The sequence below is a fragment of the Micromonospora sp. NPDC002717 genome, from assembly GCF_040295705.1.
Taxonomy (GTDB): domain Bacteria; phylum Actinomycetota; class Actinomycetes; order Mycobacteriales; family Micromonosporaceae; genus Micromonospora.
On sequence record NZ_JBEOVW010000001.1, the window covers coordinates 650,821 to 670,478 of the forward strand.

Here is a 19,658-nt window from a genome sequence, read left to right on the forward strand (position 1 = left end):
CCGGGGTCACCGTTCGAGGTGGGCCAGCAGGGCGGCCAGGGTGGCCGCGCGCAGCAGCTCGGCCCGGCGGCGCCGGTCCACCTCGCCGCCGAGGAACGGCGTCGAGTTCATCAGGCCGAACGCGGCGTGGGCCAGCACCCGCGCCTCGCCGTCGGGCATGCCCGGGTGCAGCGCGGTCAGCACGGTCACCCACTGCTCGACGTAGAGCCGCTGGAGCCGGCGGATCCGGCGGCGGGGCTCGTCGGGGAGACGGTCCAGCTCGTGCAGGTGCAGGGCGATCACCGCCGGGTTGGCCAGCGCGAACTCGACGTGGAAGTCGATCAGCGACTCCAGCGCGCCGCGCGGGTCGTCGGGGTGGCCGGCGGAGCGTTGCTGACCGCCGGCGAGCAGCTCCTCGCTGACCGGGATCAGCGCGGCGACCAGCATCGCCTCCTTGCCGGCGAAGTGGTGGTAGAGCGCCGGGCCGGTGACCCCCGCGGCCGCGCCGATGTCGTCCATCGAGACGCCATGGTAGCCACGGGAGGCGAAGAGGCCGACCGCGATCTCCAGGATCTCGTCCTTGCGGGACCGACGCCGGCCCGACCCCGCGGTGCCGCTCGCCCTGCGTGCCTGCTGCTCGACCGTCACCGGGCAAGCGTAGACCGAGTCGCGGGCGGCGTGGAGGCTCGGTTACCCACCGGTCGCCTCCGTCCGGGCCGGGGCACCTGGGGAAACCCGGCCCGGACGGCGCGACCGTCAGTGCTCGGGGTCGAGGTCGTACTCGGCCCGCAGGGCGGCGGCCTCGGCCGGGCGATCCAGCAGGTCCAACGCCCGGGCCAGCAGCCAGGCGGCCTGCTGCACCGGGCGGGATCCGGCCGGCAGGCCGCCGAGCACCTCGCGCAGCAGCCGCTCCGCCTCGGCCGGCCGTTCCAGCCGCAGCAGCAGCTCGCCGGTGAAGACCTCCACCTGCGCGGCCTCGCCGAACGCCTCGATCGACCGGAGCCGGGTGGGCACCCCGACCAGCCGGTCGTACGCCTCGGCCTCCCGTCCCTCCGCGGTCAGCACCCGCGCCCCGACCTCGGCCGCCAGGGCCAGCTCGTACGTCACCGGCGGCGGCTCGTCGGGCTGGCCGGCCAGCCCCGCCGCCATCGTGTCCAGCAGCTCGACGGTGCGCAGGGCCGTCGCCTCGTCGCCCGCCCAGAACTCCGCGTACGCCTGCCGGCGGCGGGCCCGGAGCTCGTCGAGCGGCAGGTCGGCCTGCCGGTACGCGGTCGCCGCCGCCGCGAACCGCCCCGCCGCCAGCGCGTCCCGGTCGGCGCCGTAGAGAATTCCGCCGGCCTCCTCCAGCACCTGCGCCCGGTGCGGGAGGTTGTCCGGTCCGTCCAGGTTCTCGGCGAGCTGGTCGAGCAGGGCGAGCGCCGGGTCGATCTCGCCCAGCCCCTCGTAGACGCCGGCCAGCAGGTGCCGGCACCGGTCCGCCTCGGCCTGCGCGCCGAGCCGGTCGAGCCCGAGCACCGCCTCCTCCGCGACCTCGGCCGCCTCGCCCAACCGGCCCGCGACCCGGTACGCGTTCGCCAACTCCCAGCGCAGGAAGGCGTCCCCCTCCGCGCCCCGCTCGACGCAGAGGGTCACCGCCTCGGCGAAGTCGTCCACCGCGTCGGCGGCCCGGCCGGCGGTCATCAGCGCCCGCGCCCGGGCGACCCGGACCGGCAGCCACGCCTCCGTCGGCGCCACCCGCAGCGCCTCGTCGCAGGCGTCGACCGCCTCGGCCGGATCGTCGGCCGTCCGGGCGTACGCCAGGCAGGCGGCGGTGACGACGTCGCCGAGACCGAGGTCACGGCCGAGGTCACGGGCCCGGTGCGCGGCGGCCCGGGCGTCCGCCTCCCGGCCGAGCTGTTCGAGCGTGTGGGCCCGGTGCAGCGCGATCCGGGCGGCCAGCCACGGATCGCCGCCCGCCTCGGCCGGCACCCGGTCGAGGGCGTCGAGCGCCTCCGCCCAGCGCTCCCGGTGCATGAGCGCCAGCGCGACCCGGTCCAGCCCGGCGACCCGCTGCCGGTCGTCGCCCCGCCGGTCCAGCGTGTCGGCGGACGCCCGGACCAGCTCCAGCCCCTCGTCCGCGCTCTCGTCGGCCATGGCCAGCAGCACGCCGAGCCGCCCGGCGACGACCTGCGCCCGCACCTCGTCACCCAGCTCCCGGTACGCCGTGATCGCCGCCCGGTGGGCCTCGACCGTGGCCGGCGCGTCCTCGTCGCCCAGCTCGGCGGCACGCAACTCCAACCGGTGGGCCGCCGTCCCCGCCGGGAGTTCCCCGGCGCCGAACCGGTCGTCCCAGGCGGCCAGCGCGGCCCGGAACGCCTCGCGGTCGTGGCGGCGCAGCCGCTCCTCGGCGAAGTCCAGCAACTCGTCGGCGCTGGCGCCGACCGGCACCGGGACGCTGGTGGCGGCTGCGGCACCCGGTGCCGGGGCGCGGTCGGCCGCGCCGGCCGGACCGGCCGTCGCCGGCCGGACGGGCCGACGGCGCAGGCTGGCCGAGAGCGGCAGGTGCGCACCCGTCGGCTCGGCGGCGAGCCGACGGGCCACCCACTCGGACTGGTACGAGGTGCCGTTGCGGGCGTCGAACCGGGCGGCCAGCGCGGTCGCGGTGCCGGTCAGCTCGGCGGCGAGCGCGGACGCCGTGATCTCCCCGGCCGGCCGGTCGCCGGCCGCCCGCCGGTAGACGGTCAGCTCGCCGGCCCGGCGCAGCGCGGCGGCGCCGGCCGCGGCGAAGTGCATGGCGGCGGCCGGCGAGGGCGCCCGGTCCAGCCAGTCCAGGTGCCGCTCGACGATCTCCACCGCGCGGGCGTCGTTCCCGGTCAACGTGCAGAACTCGACGTGGTTGCCGATGTCCCACAGGTCCGAGAGGTTGCCCCGCAGCCGGCGGTACGCCTCCCGGTGGGCGTCGCGCGCCTCCTCCCCGCGCTCCGTGCGCAGGTACGGCACCAGCAGCGCGGTGAGGATGGCCTGCGGCTGCTCGGTGCAGCTCAGCCGGCCGGCGAGGACCGGCTCCGCCAGCGCGACCGCCTCGGCGTGCCGGCCGGTGTCGGCGAGGTACTGCACCTGCGTCGTCGGGTCGCAGCCGGCGCAGTCGGACAGCTCGTCGCGGGGGGTGGTCTGCCAGAGCCGGTACCAGTGCGCGGCCGCGTCGGCGTCGCCCAGGTGGTCCGCGACCAGGAACCGGTGCTTGTGGACGGCCTGGAGGCTGTGGCCGCCTTCCCGGTAGCGGCGCTCCATGTCGTCGAGCACCGCGTAGGTGCGGTCCAGCGGCACCTCGGGGAACCGGAGCAGGCCGGTGACCATGTACTTGACGTGCCAGAGCAGCTGGTGGGCGTAGCGCGGGTGGTAGGGCTGCGGGTCGCGGTCGAACTCGGCCAGGCACCACGAGAAGGTGACGAAGGACTTGGCCGGCTCACCGCCGTAGACGTACGCGGTGGTGGCCTGCATCCGGGTCACGAAGGCCAGCTCCCGGTCGTCGCCGGCGTCCACCCGGCGCAGCAGCTGCTCGATGGCGGCGATCTGCCCCGCGCCGTACGGCATGTTGCCGACCTCGCGGAGCACCCGCCACAGGTCCTCGTCTTCGGTGCTCACACTCACTCCTGTCCCGGCACGGCCCGGCCGAGCAGGCCGAGGAAGGAACTGTTCAGCAGCGCGGCGTCGGCCGCGCGGATCGGATGGTGCCCGAGCAGCAGCGCCTGCCCGTAGAGCGCCTCCACGGCGAGCCCGGCCAGCTCCGGGTCGGTCAACGTGGTGACCCGGCGGACCAACGGGTTGCGGTGGTTGAGCACCAGTTGTGGCCGGTCCGGCGGCGCGGAGGCGGCGAGCGCGTCGAGCACCCCGCCCCACAGCTCGTCGGCCCGGTCCCGGGTCGCCGCGAGCTGGTCGTTGAACGCCGCCGACCGGCTCACCAGGTAGAGCGCCGGCAGCGAGACCGGGTCGTACGCCCGGACCACCACCTCGCAGCCGAGCCGTTCCAGGGCCCGCTGGGCGCCGGTGAGGAACGGCCGCAGGGCCATCTCGACCTGCGGGTCGAGGCTGTCGAAGCGGGTGGTCAGGTCGCTGGGCTCCAGCCGCTCGATCAGCACGGAACGGTCCACCGTGGGCAGCCGCTCGATCAGCTCCGTGTCGTAGGTGTATCCGGCGTTCACCACCGCCAGGTCCTGCGCGGCGGCGACGGCGGCGAGCTGACGGAACTCGTCCAGGCTGGCCGCGTAGCGGACCACCCCGTGCCGCTGCCGGAACTCGGCCAGGGTGAGCGTGCCGACGTTGGTGTCCATCGGCCACCACTGGTCGACCAGGCGGAGCATCTCGTCGTCGTGCAGGGCGAGCGCCTTCACCCCGAGGTGGTGCACCTGGAGGAACTCGGCGAGCCGCCGCGGGTCGTGCTTGGCGAGCCGGACCAGCCACCCGCGCACCTGGTCGCCGAGGGCCTCGCGGGTCGCCGCGAGCAGGCCGTCCTCGTAGAGCGCCTCCCGGCTGGCCGTCGGCCGCAGCTCGCTGGCGTCCACCACGCAGTGCGCGAAGAAGGCCCAGTCCGGCAGCAGCCCGTCGGCGTGCTCGGTGAGCAGCATCCGCTTGAGGTAGACCTTGTGACCGGCCCGGGACGCCGGGTTCACCGGGTTCGGCAGGATGAAGGCCGCCCCGGTCAGGCCGGCCTCCGGCACCGACAGCGGCAGCACGTCGAAGGGGTCGAAGCCGAGCGTCTCCCGGGCGTGGCGGACCAGCGCGGCCCGGTCGACCGGCGCGCCCGGGGTGGCCGGCCAGGGCGGCGGGCCGCCGGTGGTCACCACGTCGCCGACCCGGACGGTGACCGGCAGCAGCGAGCCGAAGAGCCGGGCCAGGTCGACCACCGTCGGGGTGCCGAACCACTGGTCGGCATCGCGGCGCGGCACCAGCGTCACCGTGGTGCCCGGCTCGGCCCGCCCGGCGCCGGGCGGGGCCAGCTCGACGGCGTACCGGCCGTCGGAGTGACCCGTCCAGTGCACCGTCGGGTGGTCGCCGTGCCGGGTGACCACCCGGATCTCGTCGGCCACCAGGAAGCAGGAGAGCAGGCCGATGCCGAACTGGCCGAGGAACTCGTGCCGGGAGAAGCCCAGCTCGTCGCGCTTGGAGCTGCGGCCGATGGTGGCGAGCAGCTCGTGCACCTGCGCCTCGGTGAGGCCGATGCCGGTGTCGTGCACCCGCAGCGTGCCGTCGCCGGTCAGCTCCGGAGGCTCGACGCGCACCAACGCGGGCGCGTCGGGGTCGGTCGCGCGACGCGCGGTGATCGCGTCGACGGCGTTCTGCAGCAGCTCGCGGACGTACACCCGCGGGCTGCCGTAGAGGTGGTGACTGAGCAGGTCGACCACGCCACGGAGGTCGACCTGGAAGGTGTGGTCCACGCTGGAGTGCTCCCCGGTCCGATGCCGGCGCCCACCGTACCGATGATCACCGACACGCGCGTCCCCCTTTCCCGGCGGCTTGACCCTCGACCCGGTCGACCCCCGAGGCTCGCCGTCATGACCGCATCCCCGCTCGGCCGCGACTACCGGCTGCTCTGGTCCGCCGCCGTGTCCTCGCGCCTCGGCGACGCCCTGCGTACGCCGGCACTGGCGCTGCTGGCCGCGACGCTGACCCGCGATCCCCGGGTGATCGCGGCGGTGACCGTGGCCGGGCAGCTCCCGCCGCTGCTGTTCGGCCTGCTCGGCGGCGTGTACGCGGACCGCTGGGACCGCCGCCGCACGATGGCGGCGGTGGACGGGCTGCGCGCCGTCGTGGTGGGCGGGCTGGCGGTCGCGGTCGCCCTCGACCGGGCCGGCGTCGCGGCGCTGGTGGCGGCGGCGTTCCTGCTCGCCGCGCTCGGCACCCTGTTCGACGCGGCCGCGTTCGCGATGCTGCCGTCGGTCGTGCCGCCGGCCGCCCTGTCCCACGCCAACGGCCGCCTCCAGGCCGGCACGGCGGTGGCCGGGGGCTTCCTCGGCGCCCCCGCCGCCGGCGTGCTCTTCGCCCTCGCCGCGCCCCTGCCGTTCGCCCTCGACGCCCTCACCTTCGCCGCCGCCGCCCTCCTCACCCTCGCCCTGCGCCCGACCCGCCCCCACTCTCCGCGGTCTTCGGACAGACCCGCCAGCGCACCGCAGAGCGACGACCACAACCGCAAGATCGCGGAGAGCGGGCGGGGGCGGGGGCGCGGCGGGGGGAAGGGGGCGGTGTGGCGGGAGGTCTTCGAGGGTGTGCGGTGGGTGCGCGGGGATGTGCTGCTGTGGCGGATCACCGTGCTGACCGCCGGGAGCAACCTGGCGATCAGCGGGTTGCTGGCGGTGCTGGTGCTCTACGCGCTCGACGTGCTGCGGGTGCCGCCCGCCGGGTACGGGCTGTTCGCCGCGGCGGCTGTCCTCGGCGGGCTCGCCGGGGGGCTGGGGGCGGGCAGGCTGGCCGCCCGACTCGGCACGGTGCCCGCGCTCCGCGCCGTGCTCGCCGCCCAGGCCGTCGCGCTGACCGGGCTCGCGCTGGCCCGGCACCCGCTGCCCGGCGGGCTGGCGCTGGCCGTCTTCGCGGCCGGCACCACGGTGTGGAACAGCCTGTGGGCCGCGTACGGGCAGGGTCACGTGCCGGCCCACCTGCTCGGCCGGGTGGGTTCCGCCCAGCGGATGGTCGGCCTGCTCACCGCACCGGTCGGGGCGGCGCTCGCCGGGCTGGCCGGGGCGGCGTACGGGGTCGGGCCGGTGGCGGCGGCGGTGGCCGGGGTCTTCGTGCTGGTCACCCTCGCGGCGTGGCGGGTGCTGCGACCGGCCGCGCCGGTGCCGGCCGCCGCCCCGCCCACCACCGCCGCGACAGCAGGCCGGCCAGGGCGGCACCCGTCGCATTGAGCAGCACGTCGTCGACCGAGGAGACCCGGCCGAGGTCGAGCGCGTACTGCACCGACTCGACCAGCACGGAGCCGGCCGCGCCGAGCAGGAACAGCCGGCCGACGCCGGCCAGCACGGCCAGCCGTACCGGGGCGAAGAAGCCCAGGGCGGCGAAGACCAGCAGGTTGCCGACCACCTGGACCACGGCGGTCGCCGGCGGCCCGGTCAGCAGGTCGACCAGGTCCCGCAGCGGCACCGCGTCGACCTGGCGGGGCGCGTCGCGCGGGGTGAGGATCATCCACACCCAGGGCAGGGTGCCGGCCACCGCGCCCACCTCGGCGACGCTGCGCCGCCACGCCTCCCGCGCGGTCGCGGCGTCCCGCCGGCGGCGGGCGAGCACGGCGGTGGCCAGGACCGGCAGGGGTAGCCCGGCGAGCACGGCGAGCAGGACGCCGCCCCAGTCCCGCCACACCTGTGCCATCGACGCAGACTAGCCGGGCCTCCGCTCCCGGTGGTGCGGCCGGAGGGGCGCATCGGAACCTGGTGCCGGGGGCGCCCAACCTTTTCCGGGGGCCCGTGCGTCTGCCAGGTGACGCCTCGCGCGACGGCCGGCCGGAGGGAGGGCGGATGGGACCGGCGACGACCGACGACGGACGGGACGGCTACGTCACCTTCGTCGAGTGCCACCAGCACCGGCTGCTACGCGCGGCCTACCTGGTCTGCGGCAACCGGCACCAGGCCGAGGACCTGCTCCAGGACGCGCTGCTCAAGCTCGCCCTGCGCTGGCCCACCGTGCGGCACGGCGACCCGGCCGCGTACGTGCGGGCCATCCTCTACCGCGACGCCGTCTCCTGGTGGCGGCGCCGCCGACGGGAGTGGCTGAGCGCGTACCCGCCGGAACGGGCGGCGCAGGAGGGCGACGGGGCGCTGCGGCTCGCCCTGCGCGACGCGCTCGACCACCTGCCGCCCCGGCAGCGGGCGGTGCTGGTGCTGCGCTACTTCGAGGACCTCACCGAGGCGGCCACCGCCGAGGCCCTCGGCGTCACCGTCGGCACCGTGAAGAGCCAGTGCCACGCGGCGCTGCGCCGGCTCCGCGAGGTCGCGCCGGAACTGGGCCGCGACGACGGCCTGGCGAGCGGGATGGAGGTGAAGTCGTGAAGGAAGAGGAACTGACCCGACTGCTGACCCTGGCCGCCGAGGACGTCCGGCCGGCACAGCCGGCGACGGCGGGCTGGGAACGGGCCCGGCGGGTCCGGCGCACCCGCCGCGCCGCCGGTGCCGGTGCGCTCGCGGTCGCGCTGCTCGCCGGCGGTACGGCGATCGCGCTGCGTCCCGCCGACCCGCCGCCACCGGCCGCCAGCGCGACACCGAGCCCGACCCGGCACCCCGCGCCCGTGCAGACGCCCCCGGCCGAGCTGGCCTATCCCGGTGACCCGCTGGGCCGGCTCGGCGACCCGGTCGGCGCGACGCTCTCGGCCAAGCCGGTCCGTCGGGCGCTGGCGCTGCACCAGCCGATCGACCCGCAGACCGGCGCCGAGGGGCGGATCCGGGTGCTCGGCGACGACGGCATCGTCCGCGACCTCGACGTCGTCACCCCGGCCCGGACCCGCGACGCCGAGGGCAACGAGGCGGTGCCGCTGAAGACCGGCAGCCTCTCCCGGGACGGGCGGACGGCCGCCTTCGCCCAGACCGACGAGGTGATCGTGGTCGACCTGACCACCGCGGCGGTCCGCCGGTTCCCGCTCAAGGGCTACCTGGAGCACGTCCTCTGGTCCGGCGACCGGCTGCTCGTCGGCGACGACGCCACGACGTACGAGGTGGACCCGCGCACCGGCGCCGCCCGGAAGCTGCCGGTGTCGCCCTGGAACGTGGTGACGCCCGACCCGGCCGCCCCGGACCTGCGCGACCCGGCCGACCCCGGTCGGGGCGACCGGCCGAACGTCCTGCTCGAGCTGGGCGGTACGCCGCCGAGCCTGACGCGGATCGAGTGGGGCGACGGCACGCCCCCGGGCAGCGGCACGCACCGGGGCAGCGGCCCGGTCGACTTCCGCGCGCTGCCCCCCGGCAACCTGGTCGAGGAGTTCTACGGGCGCGGCTGGCAGCGCGGCGACCTGGTGGCCCGGGCCGCCTGGATCACCATCGGCAACACGGGCTCGCTGGAGGGGGTCGCGGTGCTGAACGCCCGGACCGGCGTGGTGACCCACCTGCTGGTCCTGGGCCGGGACGTCTGGAAGGGCTGCTGCGAGGTGCTCGGCTGGGACCGCGACGGATCGGTGCTGCTCCGGCACAACCCCGGCGGGCTGCTGCGCTGGCGGCCGGACACCGTCGAGATCACCGGCGTGACGCGGAACCTGTACGGCGCGGTCTCCCTCACCGCCGGCTGAGCCCGCCGGACCGGCCGGCGCGTCAGCTCGGCAGGCCGCCGGGCTGGTCGCCCTTCACGACGGGGGCCCGGACCAGGTTGCCCCACTCGGTCCACGAGCCGTCGTAGTTGCGCACCTGCGGGTAGCCCAGCAGGTGCCGCAGCACGAACCAGGTGTGGCTCGACCGCTCGCCGATCCGGCAGTAGGCCACGATGTCGTCGTCCGGGGCGAGCCCGAGCTGGTCGGCGTAGATCGCCCGCAGCTCGTCGGGCGACTTGAACGTGCCGTCGTCGTTCGCGGCGGACTTCCACGGCTTGTTCACCGCGCCCGGGATGTGCCCGCCGCGCAGCGCGCCCTCCTGCGGGTAGTCCGGCATGTGCAGCATCTCGCCGGTGTACTCGCCCGGCGACCGGACGTCGACCAGCGGGCGACCCGCCGCGACGTGCGCCATCACCTGCTCCCGGTACGCCCGCAGCGGCGCGTCGTTGCGCTGCGGCACCGGGTAGTCGGCGCGCGGCCGGGACGGCTTGTCCCGGGTCAGCTCCCGACCCTCGGCGGCCCACTTCTGCCGCCCGCCGTCGAGCAGCCGCACGTCCGGGTGGCCGAAGAGCGAGAACACCCAGAGGGCGTACGCGGCCCACCAGTTGAAGTTGTCGCCGTAGAAGACGACCGTGTCGTCCCGGCCGATGCCCTTGGCGGCGCACAGCTCGGCGAAACTCCTCGCGTCGAGGTAGTCCCGGGTCACCTGGTCGTTCAGCTCGGTGTGCCAGTCCACCTTGACGGCGCCCGGAATGTGCCCGGTGTCGTAGAGCAGCACGTCCTCGTCGCACTCGATGACGACGAGGCCCTCGTCGCCCAGGTGATCGGCCAGCCACTCGGTGGTGACGAGCCGCTGCGGGTCCGCGTACGACTGGAGTCGGGGATCGGGATCGCTCGGCACAGACATGATCCCCAAGGTACGCCGGATCGCGGGCCGGCGGCCCGCCATCGGCAACCGGGTCGCCGGAGACGGGTGCGGGCAGCGATGCGGGGTGCGGTCAGGCGCGGCGGTGGGCGATCCGACCGGCGACCACGGTCACCAGGCAGGCGCCGTCGGCGTCGAACACGGCCAGGTCCGCGCGACCGCCCGGCACCAGCGCCGGCGGCACGGCCGCGGGCAGCGCCCGCAGGTCGCCCCGGTCCACGGCGGCCCGCAGCGCGGGATCGGCCACGTGTTCCGCCAGCACCGCGGTCACTCCCCGACGCAGCAGCGCGTGCACCCGCTCGCGCGGGGTGTCGGCGGCCGGCAGCGGGGCGTCGTGCAGCAGCCCCGGCCCGAGCGTGCCCGGCCACCGGCGGACCCGGGCCCCGGCGTACGTCCCGGTCAGCTCGGCCAGCGGCCCGACCGCGACGATCCGGTCGGCCCGGACCGCGACGGCGGCCCCGGCGGTCGGCGGGGCGTCGGGAGCGGTCCGCAGCAGCGGCGCGGTGTGCAGGGTGAGCACGGCTCAGTCCGTGACCGGGCCGAGCGACGGCCGCTTCGCGGTCACCGTGTCGCCGGACGAGCGGCCGGTGAGCCGGCGCTTGATCCACGGCGCCAGGTGCTGCCCGGCCCAGCGCAGGTCGGCGGCCCGGGCGGCCAGCCAGGGCGTCGGCGCCGGGTGCGGCGGCACCATCAGCCACTCCTCGTCGCAGCCCACGCCGAGCGCGGTCAGCACCTGCCCGGCGACCCGCCGGTGCCCGGCCGCCGAGAGGTGCAGCCGGTCGGTGCTCCACAACATCGGGTTGAGGTAGGTGTCGTCGGCGTACAGGTCGACCAGGATCGCGCCGTGCCGCTCGGCCGTCTCGCCGACGGCCCGGTTGAGCAGCTGCACCCGGGGCGCGACGAGCCGCTGACCGGGCAACCGGGCCATCACGTCGGCGAACCGGAAGAGGACCACGTCGGCGCCGCCGGAGCGCAGGCCCCGCACCACGTCGTCGAAGCGGGCCACCAGCGCGTCCGGGTCGAAGGTGCGGCGCAGCACGTCGTTGCCGCCGGCGGCGAAGCTGATCAGGTCGGGCTTCATCGCGAGCGCCGCCGGCACCTGCTCGGCCACCACGTTCGGGAAGAGCCGGCCCCGGATGGCCAGGTTCGCGTACCGGAAGTCGGGGCCGGCCTCGGCGGCCAGCCGGGTGGCCACGAGATCCGCCCAGCCCCGGTACGTGCCGTCCGGGTACGCGTCGTCCATGCCCTCGGTGAAGCTGTCTCCCACCGCCACGAAACTGCGCCAGCGCACCCGCGCCTCCCTCTGCCGCCCCGGTCGACCGCCGGCCAGTCTGTCACCGGGCCGGCAGACCCGTCACCGCGCCGACCGCCCGACGTGGCGGAGGTCCCACCGGACACGCCGGGGCCGTCGCGCCCCGTGTCGCGACGGCCCCGGCGAACGGTGGGCGCCGGGTCCGGCCGGCGCACGCGTCCGTGCCTCAGGCGCGGTGACCGATCGGGCGGCCCAGCGCCGCCGGCTCCGGGCGGCTGTTCACCTCGCCGGAGGCGCGGTGACGCCATCCCAGACGCCACCTCGATCGGACGGGGTTGCCGGTCGCCGGAAGAAATTCCGCGAACTTTTCGACGCGAAAGCGGGCCACCCCGGGGAGGGATGGCCCGCTTTCGGCAGGGCAGATCCGGCTCAGTCGGCGACGCCCAGGATCTGCTGCCCCTTCAGGGACGTCGGCTCCGGCGTCTCACTGATCTTCCGGCCGTCGCCGTTGAGCAGCACGAGCACGTTGTGGTCACCCGCGCCGACCCTGGCGACCAGCGTCCCGTCCGCCTGGAAGTACGCCTGGAGCAGCTTCCGGCCGCCGAGTTCCAGGTCGAGCTTCCTGCCGGTACGCGTGTCGAGCACCGCGTTCACGTCGAGTTCCCGCGCCACGTCGCCCGAGTCCTCGTCCGGCCCCCGCAGGCGCAACGCGATCCGGGAGCCGTCCGGGGAGAGGCTGGCGACGTCGAGACAGCTGTCGTCGGCGTTCCCGCCCACGTTCGGGATGGACCGCTGCTTCCGCCCGGACTCGTCCGTCAACATGACCCGCCCCGTCGACCCGTCGGGGAAGGCGAGCACCTTCCCGTCGGCGGACCAGAGCGGGTGGCATCCCCGCAGGTCGCCGATCCGGGTGAACTTCCCGGTCGACACCTCGACCACCCCGACCTCGGTGACCATGCTCGGTTCGGCCGAGACGACCCGCGACACGGTGACCCGCTGCGAGTCGGGCGCCCAGGACGGCGTCCAGCAGTCCGGGTCGACCAGGCTGGTGCGGTACGTCCGCTCGCCCGTGCCGTCGACGTTGGCGACCCGCAGATACGAGGACTCGTCGACCCAGGCCACCCGCTCGCCGTCCGGCGAGACGACCGCGTTGCCGATCGCCGCGATTCTCGGAACGGGGATGAGCCGGACGGGAACGGAGCCCGGTCGGAACGACCAGAGGCGTGCCGGGTCCGCACCCTGCCCACCGGGCTTCGGGCCGTAGAAGACCCGGCCGATGGTCGCGGCCGGCCCCGCCGGCTCGGAGGTCACCGTGGCCTCCGGGGAGGCGGTGGTCGTCGGCGTCACCGCGCTCGGGCTCGGGGCGAGGGTGGTCGAAGGGGTGGTGGCCGGCATGGGGGCCGGGCCGCCGTCGCGGGGCATCAGCGCGAACGCGGTGCCCGTGGCCGCGCCGAGCATCACCACGGCGGCGGCGGAGGTGGCGACGGCGCGCTGGACGCCGAGCCGACGGGAGGTACGCAGGGCCCGGTCGCGCAGGTCGACCGGGCTGACCTCGTCGGCGAGGTCGGCGAGGTCGAGCCGGAGGCGGTCGTCGTTCATCGGGCGCTTCCTTCCAGGACGTACAGCTCGGCGAGTTCCGGGGCGACGGTGCGCAGCTTGGCCAGGGCCTTGGAGGTCTGGCTCTTCACGGTGCCGACGGTGACGCCGAGCAGGTCGGCGGCCTCGGTCTCGGTGCGGTCCTCGAAGAACCGCAGGACCAGCACGGCGCGCTGCTTGGCGGAGAGCTTCTGCAACGCGGCCCGCAGGGTGAGCCGGAGCGTGGTCTGCTGGGCGTGGTCGGGGGCCGAGTCGCCTCCGCGCGGCTCGGGCATCTCGCCCGGCATCGACTCGGCGACCCGGCGGCGCCGCCACCAGGAGACCTGCAGGTGGTACATGGTCTTGCGGGTGTACGCCTCGGCGTTCCCGCTGTGGTGCAGCCGGTTCCACGAGCGGTGGGTCCGGGCCAACGCCGACTGGACGAGGTCCTCGGCGAGGTGCTGGTCGCCGGTGAGCAGGTACGCCGACCGCAGCAGCGCGGGGGTACGGGTCCGCACGAACGAGTCGAACTCACTCAGGAGAGGGTCCACACGAGCCGATCCTTGGGGGTCAGGTGGTGCAGGGTCGTGACGCCATCCCAGACGCCACCCCGATCCGGCAGGGTTGCCGCCGGCCGCGAAAATCTTCCTCGCTCGCGACAAATCGGATCGCCGACCCGTCGACGCCCGCCGTACGCTGCGCCAATGCTGCTACGCATGTCGACCCTGCTGCTCCGGACCCTGCGCGAGGACCCGGCCGACGCGGAGGTGCCGAGCCACCGGCTCCTGCTGCGGGCCGGCTACATCCGTCGCGCCGCACCGGGCGGCTACACGTGGCTGCCGCTGGGCAAGCTGGTGCTGGACCGGGTCACCGAGGTGGTCCGGCGGGAGATGACGGCGATCGGCGACCAGGAGGTGCACTTCCCGGCGCTGCTGCCGGCGGAGCCGTACCGCACGAGCGGCCGGTGGACGGAGTACGGCGACGACATCTTCACCTTCGCCGACCGGCGCGGTGCCGAGCACCTGCTCGCGCCCACCCACGAGGAGCTGGCCGCGCTGCTGGTCAAGGACCTGTTCACCTCGTACCGGGACTTCCCGGTGACGCTCTTCCAGATCCAGACGAAGTTCCGGGACGAGGCCCGGCCCCGGGCCGGCCTGCTGCGCGGGCGCGAGTTCCTGATGAAGGACGCCTACTCGTTCGACCTCGACGACGCGGGGCTGGCGGCGGCGTACGACCGGCACCGGGGCGCGTACCGGCGGATCTTCGACCGGCTCGGGCTGGAGCACACGATCGTGCGGGCGACGTCGGGGGCGATGGGCGGTTCGGCGTCGGAGGAGTTCCTGGCGGCGACGCCGGTCGGCGAGGACACCTTCGTCGGCTGCACCGCCTGCGACTACGCCGCGAACACCGAGGCGGTGACCACGCCCGCCCCGCCGGCCGGCGACCCGGACGCGCAGCCGGCGGCCCAGGTGCACGACACCCCCGAGACCCCGACCATCGCCAGCCTGGTCGAGTTGGCCAACGCCCGCCGGCTGGGCGGCCGGGACGACTGGACCGCCGCGGACACCCTGAAGAACGTGGTGCTCCGCCTGCGCCGGCCCGGCGCGGAGGAGGCCGAGCTGCTGGTGGTGGGGCTGCCCGGCGACCGCGAGGTGGACCTGAAGCGGCTCGGCGCGGCGGTCGCACCGGCCACCGTGGACGTCTTCGACGGCTGGGACGCCCACCCGGAGCTGGTCCGCGGCTACATCGGCCCGCAGGTGATGGCGAAGCTCGGCATCCGCTACCTGGTCGACCCGCGGGTGGTGCCGGGCACCGCCTGGCTGACCGGCGCGAACGAGCCGGGCCGGCACGCGACCGGGGTGGTCTGCGGCCGGGACTTCGTCCCGGACGGCACGATCGAGGCGGCCGAGGTGCGGGCCGGCGACCCCTGCCCGGCCTGCGGCACCGGTGAGCTGACCATGCGGCGGGGCATCGAGATCGGGCACATCTTCCAGCTCGGCCGCCGCTACACCGATGTCTTCGCCGTCGACGTGCTCGGCCCGGCCGGCAAGCCGGTCCGGCCGACCATGGGCTGCTACGGCATCGGGGTGTCCCGGGCGGTGGCCGCGATCGCCGAGCAGCACCACGACGAGCGGGGACTGGTCTGGCCGGCGGCGGTCGCGCCGTGCGACGTACACCTGATCGCCGCCGGGAAGGGACCGCAGCTGGAGGCGGCGCTGGAGCTCGGCGGGCGGCTCGCCGACGCCGGCCTGCGGGTGCTGGTCGACGACCGGACGCACGTCTCGGCCGGGGTGAAGTTCACCGACGCGGAGCTGGTCGGCATCCCCCGCGCCGTCGTGGTCGGTCGCCGCCTCGCCGAGGGGTACGTCGAGCTGCGCGACCGGGCCTCCGGCAAGCGCGTCGAACTGCCGGTGGACGGTCTGGCGGGGCGACTCGTCGCGGAGGTGCACCGGGAGCGCGGCGACGTGTAGCGGGCGCGCCACGGGGTACCGCAGTCCGATCGGCCGGAAGTTCTCTGGAGGCTCTCATGACCGGTTACCGGGTCAGCGACGTGATGACGAAGCAGGTCATCTACCTGCCCGCCGAGACCACCCTGGACGAGGCGGCCCGGGTGATGAAGGAGGCGGACATCGGCGACGTGGTGGTCACCGACGGTGCCACCCTCGCCGGCATGCTCACCGACCGGGACATCGTGGTGCGGGCGGTGGCCGAACGCAGCGATCCGGCCGCCACCACGATCGGCTCGATCATCACCCGGGAGGTGGTGATGATCGAGCAGCACTCGACCGCGGCCGAGGCGGCGGCCCTGATGCGGGAGCGGGGCATCCGGCGGGTGCTGGTCTGCGACGCCGATCGCAAGCTGGTCGGCATCGTCTCCCTCGGCGACCTCGCGATGCAGCTCGACCCCCAATCGGCGCTGAGCGAGATCAGCGAGCAGGCCCCGACCGTGTGAGGTGCGCGGAAGGACCCGTCGCACGCGCCGGTAGCGGACGGGGTCCTTCCGCTACCGGCGGTAGCCTCGAAGACATGTCTGCCATGCCGTCCCGGCTGTCCGAGATCGTCGACGAGTTCGCCACCGCGCCCCGCGACGTGGTGCTGGAGATGCTGCTGGAGTACGCCGACGTCGTCCCGCCGCTGCCCGCCGGCTCCACCGACCGGGAGGGCATGGAGCAGGTGCCGGAGTGCCAGACGGCGTTCTTCCTGCGCGCCCGGGTGACGCCGGAGAAGACGGTGGAGACCCTCTTCGACTGCCCGCCCGAGGCGCCCACCACGCGGGCGTTCGCCGGCATCCTCGCCGAGGGGCTGGCCGGGGCGAGCCCGGACGAGGTGCTCGCCGTCCCCGACGACCTCTACCAGCGGATGGGGCTGGCGCAGGCGATCAGTCCGCTGCGGGTGCGCGGCGGCACGGCGATCCTGGCCCGGCTGAAGCGGCAGGTCCGGGAACAGATCGGCTGACCTGGGGGTTGTCAACCGGCATGGAGATCGAGATCTACGCCGACGTGGTCTGCCCCTGGTGCTACATCGGCAAGCGTCGGCTGGAGCAGGCCCTGGAGTCGTACGACGGCGAGGTGACCGTCCGCTACCGGCCGTACCAGCTCGACCCGTCGCCGGTGACCGAGCCGCGCCCGCTGGTCGAGGCGATGGCCGCCAAGTTCGGCGGGCAGGACCGCGCCCGGCAGATGTTCGGACACGTCACCGAGGTGGCGGCGGGCGCCGGGCTGAAGCTCGACTTCGACCGCGCCGTCGCGGCGAACACCTTCGACGCGCACCGGCTGGTCTCCTGGGCCACCGACCGCGGCCGTGCCGCCGAGACGGTCGACGCGCTCTACCGCGCCCACTTCACCGACGGGGTCGACGTCGGCTCCCGGGACGCGCTGGCCGCGCTCGCGGGCGAGGTCGGCCTGGACGCGGCGGAGGCGCGCCGCTTCCTCGACTCCGACGAGCGGGTGGCCGAGGTCTCCGCCGAGCTGGCCACCGCCCGCCAGATCGGGGTGACCAGCGTGCCGACCTTCGTCCTGGCCGGCAAGTACGCGATCACCGGCGCCCAGGAACCGGAGACGCTGCTCGCCGCGCTGGCCGAGGTGGAGCGCCGCGAGTCCGCCGACTGAACCGACCCGCCCGACCGGACGCCGATGTTTCACGTGCAACGGTATCGACGCCGGTCAGCGGCTAGGCCGGCCGGGCCAGGTCCTCCACCACGCGGGCGCCGGGCAGCGCGCCGAGCGCCGGCCCCGGCAGCGCGATCTTGCTGTGCCGTACGCCGGACCCGATGATCACGTGCGGCGTGGCGACCACCCGGGAGTCGACCAGGATCGGCCACTGCTCCGGCAGGCCGATCGGGGTGATGCCGCCGTACTCCATGCCGGTCAGCTCCACCGCGTCGGCCATCGGCGCGAAACTGGCCTTGCGGACGTCGAGCGCCCGGCGGGCCACCCCGTTCACGTCGGCGCGGGTGGTGGCGAGCACGACGCAGGCCGCGTAGCGGACGACCCCCTCGCGCTTGCCGGCCACCACCACGCAGTTGGCCGACACGTCCAACCCCACCTCGTACGCGGCGCAGAAGGCGGCGGTGTCGGCCAGCTCGGCGTCGATCGGCGCCACCAGCACGTCGTCGACGTCCACCGGAGCGTCGGCGGGCCACTGCCCGATGGCGGCGGCGACCGGCGGGGCGAGCAGGTCGAGCCGGGTGCGGGCGGGTTCGGTCTTCAGCGTCCCCATCACGCCTGCGATCCTCGCACCGCTCCGCCCGCCCGCCCACCGGAGCCCGGCCCGTCCCGGGGACCGGTCACCCGGCCCGGGGACTGCCCGCCCGGCGAACGGTCACCGGGCGGTCGGACGTCGATCAACTGCCGGTGAGGAAGCCGTTCTCGCGGAGCAGCGTCCGGTCCCGCGCGGCGGCCAACTCCTCCGCCCGCTCGGCCTGGATCCGGCGCACCTCCATCTCCTCAAGGGCGTGGCGGATGGCGAGTCGGATGACGCCGTACAGGAAGACGAACCCGGCGACGTAGAGGATGACGGTGGCGACCATGGCGAACATGGCGTCACGGTAGGCCGGACGTGAACGCGCAGGCCGTTCATCTTGCGCCGGTTCCCCCGTACGTGTCGGCAAGGTGATCGGCCCAGGTCCGGGCACCCTTCGGGGTCGCCTCGGTGACCAGGCCGCCGGAACGCAGGGCGCGGCCGACCTTCCCCGGGATCCGCACCGGCAGCAGCGGGCGGCGGGACCGCCGGGCGGCGTTCCAGGCCCGGACCGCCTCGTCGAAGCGGATCACCTCCGGCCCGCCGTACTCCTCGACGCCGTGCAGCGGACCGGCCGTGAGCCGCTGGACCAGCCGGCCCGCGACCTCGCCGGGGTCGACCGGCTGGGCGAGCACCGCCGGGTCGCCGATCACCGGGCCGAGCCGGCTCGCGCCGCGCAGCATGCCGTCGAGGAACTCGGGGAACTGGGTGGCCCGCAGCACCGTCCAGGGCACCGGCCCGGCCGCCACGACCTGCTCGGCGGCGAGCTTGTGCCGGTAGTAGGGGATCGGGACCCGGTCCACCCCGACGATCGAGACGTAGCCGAGGTGCCGTACGCCCGCCCGACCGGCGGCGACGACCAGCCGGCGGGTGCCGAGCACGTCGACCCGGTGGGTCTGCCGCCCCCGGTTCGGCGACGAGGCCAGGTGCAGCACGGCGTCCACGCCGACCACCGCCTCGGACAGCCCTTCCCCGGTGGCCAGGTCGACCACCACCCACTCCACCGACGGATCGGTACGCGGCCGCCGGCTCGTCGCCCGCACGCTCCAGCCCTCGTCGCGCAGCCGCGGCAGCACCACCCGCCCGAGCCGACCGCCCGCCCCGGTGACCAGCACCCGCATGGTTTCCCCCTTCTCCGGCGTCCCGCGCCCGCCGCGCGGCCACGGTGCTGACGGCGCCACCCCGACGGGCGTGACCGGCTGTGCGCCGGCTCACCCGAACAGATCGGCCACCGTCACGGCGTGACCGGCCGTGCCCCGCTCACCGGAGCAGGTCGGCCGCCGTCATCAGCACGAAGAACCCGATCACGATCTCGCTGACCACCCAGGAGTGCTGCCGGGTCCAGTCCCGGATCCGGGGCAGCACCGTCGCGGCCCGGTGCCCGAGCAGCAGCAGCGCCAGCAGGGGCAGGGCCAGCAGCGCGAGGGTGAGCAGGACGAACGGCAGCAGGTGCCACCAGGGCAGGTCGTGCCGGGCGGCGCTCGCCCCCACGGTGACCATCGTGAGGTCGTCCGACGGCATGGCCAGGAAGAGCAGCACGCCGAGCCGCAGCGCGTAGCCGGGGCCGGCCCGCTGGAGCCCACCCATCCACTTCGGCGTGCCCGCGGTGTGCCGACGCAGGAAGACGGCCGCCGCCAGGACGACCAGCAGCGCCAGCACCACCACGTCGATCCGGCTCTCGACCGCGCGACGCCCGCCCCCACCGGCCCCGACGTTGACCTTCACGGCCCGGGTGACCAGCCAGCTCGCCGTCACCCCGCCCGAGACCACGAGTCCCGCGCCGGCCAGGTAGCCCAGGGAGGCGGCACGCGGCCGGTCGGCCGAGGCGAGGAAGACCGCCGCGACCAGCTGGGTCCCGGCGACCATCACCACGGCCATCGGCAGGACGGTCAGGAAGTTCATCGCCCGCCCATCCTCCCGGCCGCGCC

At 75.4% G+C, this 19,658-nt stretch carries 20 protein-coding genes; 7 read left to right on the forward strand and 13 right to left on the reverse strand.

Features of this window, described 5'->3' with window-relative positions; translation table 11 throughout:
• Positions 1-6: 6 nt before the first annotated feature.
• The 3 genes from ABT006_RS03205 to ABT006_RS03215 form a co-directional block, all read right to left on the reverse strand.
• On the reverse strand, positions 7-627 hold the full coding sequence (locus ABT006_RS03205) for a TetR/AcrR family transcriptional regulator (protein ID WP_350702372.1): 621 nt from the start codon (positions 625-627) through the stop codon (positions 7-9).
• Positions 628-735: 108 nt separating this feature from the next.
• On the reverse strand, positions 736-3,603 hold the full coding sequence (locus tag ABT006_RS03210) for a hypothetical protein (protein ID WP_350702374.1): 2,868 nt from the start codon (positions 3,601-3,603) through the stop codon (positions 736-738).
• A gap of 2 nt (positions 3,604-3,605) precedes the next feature.
• Positions 3,606-5,393 carry an HSP90 family protein gene (locus ABT006_RS03215; RefSeq protein ID WP_350702376.1) on the reverse strand — a complete coding sequence of 596 codons (1,788 nt, stop codon included), beginning with the start codon at positions 5,391-5,393 and terminating at the stop codon, positions 3,606-3,608.
• A gap of 117 nt (positions 5,394-5,510) precedes the next feature.
• On the opposite strand from ABT006_RS03215, the gene ABT006_RS03220 reads away from it, so the two are divergent.
• Positions 5,511-6,857: an MFS transporter gene (locus ABT006_RS03220; RefSeq protein ID WP_350702378.1), complete on the forward strand. Its 1,347-nt coding sequence runs from the start codon at positions 5,511-5,513 to the stop codon at positions 6,855-6,857.
• Here the strand turns inward: ABT006_RS03220 and ABT006_RS03225 are convergent.
• A complete protein-coding gene (locus tag ABT006_RS03225) occupies positions 6,748-7,317 on the reverse strand; it encodes a VanZ family protein (protein ID WP_350702380.1) in 570 nt (189 codons plus the stop codon). The two genes, ABT006_RS03220 and ABT006_RS03225, sit on opposite strands and share 110 nt — an antisense overlap.
• A gap of 146 nt (positions 7,318-7,463) precedes the next feature.
• Here ABT006_RS03225 and ABT006_RS03230 point away from each other — a divergent pair, with 146 nt between their 5' ends.
• Positions 7,464-7,994, forward strand: coding sequence for a SigE family RNA polymerase sigma factor (locus ABT006_RS03230; protein WP_350702382.1), 531 nt, complete (start codon positions 7,464-7,466; stop codon positions 7,992-7,994).
• A complete protein-coding gene (locus tag ABT006_RS03235) occupies positions 7,991-9,220 on the forward strand; it encodes a hypothetical protein (protein ID WP_350702384.1) in 1,230 nt (409 codons plus the stop codon). Before ABT006_RS03230 ends, ABT006_RS03235 begins: the two co-directional genes overlap by 4 nt.
• A gap of 22 nt (positions 9,221-9,242) precedes the next feature.
• On the opposite strand, the gene ABT006_RS03240 is transcribed toward ABT006_RS03235, so the two are convergent.
• The 5 genes from ABT006_RS03240 to ABT006_RS03260 all read right to left on the reverse strand — a co-directional run bounded on the left by ABT006_RS03240 (position 9,243) and on the right by ABT006_RS03260 (position 13,541).
• The gene (locus tag ABT006_RS03240; protein WP_350702386.1) at positions 9,243-10,145 is read right to left on the reverse strand and encodes a sulfurtransferase; all 903 of its coding nucleotides are present in this window, start codon (positions 10,143-10,145) and stop codon (positions 9,243-9,245) included.
• Positions 10,146-10,236: 91 nt separating this feature from the next.
• Entirely contained in the window at positions 10,237-10,683 is a 447-nt protein-coding gene (locus ABT006_RS03245) for an imidazolonepropionase-like domain-containing protein (RefSeq protein WP_350702388.1), read from the reverse strand.
• A 3-nt stretch (positions 10,684-10,686) separates the two neighbouring features.
• Positions 10,687-11,454 carry an SGNH/GDSL hydrolase family protein gene (locus ABT006_RS03250; RefSeq protein WP_350702390.1) on the reverse strand — a complete coding sequence of 256 codons (768 nt, stop codon included), beginning with the start codon at positions 11,452-11,454 and terminating at the stop codon, positions 10,687-10,689.
• A 390-nt stretch (positions 11,455-11,844) separates the two neighbouring features.
• A complete protein-coding gene (locus tag ABT006_RS03255) occupies positions 11,845-13,014 on the reverse strand; it encodes a TolB family protein (RefSeq protein WP_350702392.1) in 1,170 nt (389 codons plus the stop codon).
• On the reverse strand, positions 13,011-13,541 hold the full coding sequence (locus tag ABT006_RS03260) for a SigE family RNA polymerase sigma factor (RefSeq protein WP_350702394.1): 531 nt from the start codon (positions 13,539-13,541) through the stop codon (positions 13,011-13,013). Before ABT006_RS03260 ends, ABT006_RS03255 begins: the two co-directional genes overlap by 4 nt.
• A 153-nt stretch (positions 13,542-13,694) precedes the next feature.
• Here ABT006_RS03260 and ABT006_RS03265 point away from each other — a divergent pair, with 153 nt between their 5' ends.
• From ABT006_RS03265 to ABT006_RS03280, 4 genes are all read left to right on the forward strand, one after another.
• Positions 13,695-15,461, forward strand: a complete 1,767-nt coding sequence (locus ABT006_RS03265) for a proline--tRNA ligase (RefSeq protein ID WP_350702396.1) — start codon at positions 13,695-13,697, stop codon at positions 15,459-15,461.
• Positions 15,462-15,517: 56 nt separating this feature from the next.
• The gene (locus ABT006_RS03270) at positions 15,518-15,943 is read left to right on the forward strand and encodes a CBS domain-containing protein (protein WP_350702398.1); all 426 of its coding nucleotides are present in this window, start codon (positions 15,518-15,520) and stop codon (positions 15,941-15,943) included.
• 74 nt (positions 15,944-16,017) lie between these two features.
• Positions 16,018-16,446, forward strand: a complete 429-nt coding sequence (locus ABT006_RS03275) for a SufE family protein (RefSeq protein ID WP_350702399.1) — start codon at positions 16,018-16,020, stop codon at positions 16,444-16,446.
• A 20-nt stretch (positions 16,447-16,466) separates the two neighbouring features.
• Positions 16,467-17,099 (forward strand): DsbA family oxidoreductase, encoded by a 633-nt coding sequence (locus tag ABT006_RS03280; RefSeq protein ID WP_350702401.1) that lies wholly within the window; start codon positions 16,467-16,469, stop codon positions 17,097-17,099.
• A gap of 61 nt (positions 17,100-17,160) precedes the next feature.
• On the opposite strand, the gene ABT006_RS03285 is transcribed toward ABT006_RS03280, so the two are convergent.
• From ABT006_RS03285 to ABT006_RS03300, 4 genes are all read right to left on the reverse strand, one after another.
• Positions 17,161-17,709, reverse strand: a complete 549-nt coding sequence (locus tag ABT006_RS03285) for a YbaK/EbsC family protein (RefSeq protein ID WP_350702718.1) — start codon at positions 17,707-17,709, stop codon at positions 17,161-17,163.
• 124 nt (positions 17,710-17,833) lie between these two features.
• Positions 17,834-18,028 (reverse strand): hypothetical protein, encoded by a 195-nt coding sequence (locus ABT006_RS03290; protein WP_350702403.1) that lies wholly within the window; start codon positions 18,026-18,028, stop codon positions 17,834-17,836.
• Between the two features lie 37 nt (positions 18,029-18,065).
• Positions 18,066-18,851: an SDR family oxidoreductase gene (locus ABT006_RS03295; protein WP_350702405.1), complete on the reverse strand. Its 786-nt coding sequence runs from the start codon at positions 18,849-18,851 to the stop codon at positions 18,066-18,068.
• A gap of 139 nt (positions 18,852-18,990) precedes the next feature.
• Positions 18,991-19,632: a GAP family protein gene (locus ABT006_RS03300; protein WP_350702407.1), complete on the reverse strand. Its 642-nt coding sequence runs from the start codon at positions 19,630-19,632 to the stop codon at positions 18,991-18,993.
• Between the last annotated feature and the right edge of the window lie 26 nt (positions 19,633-19,658).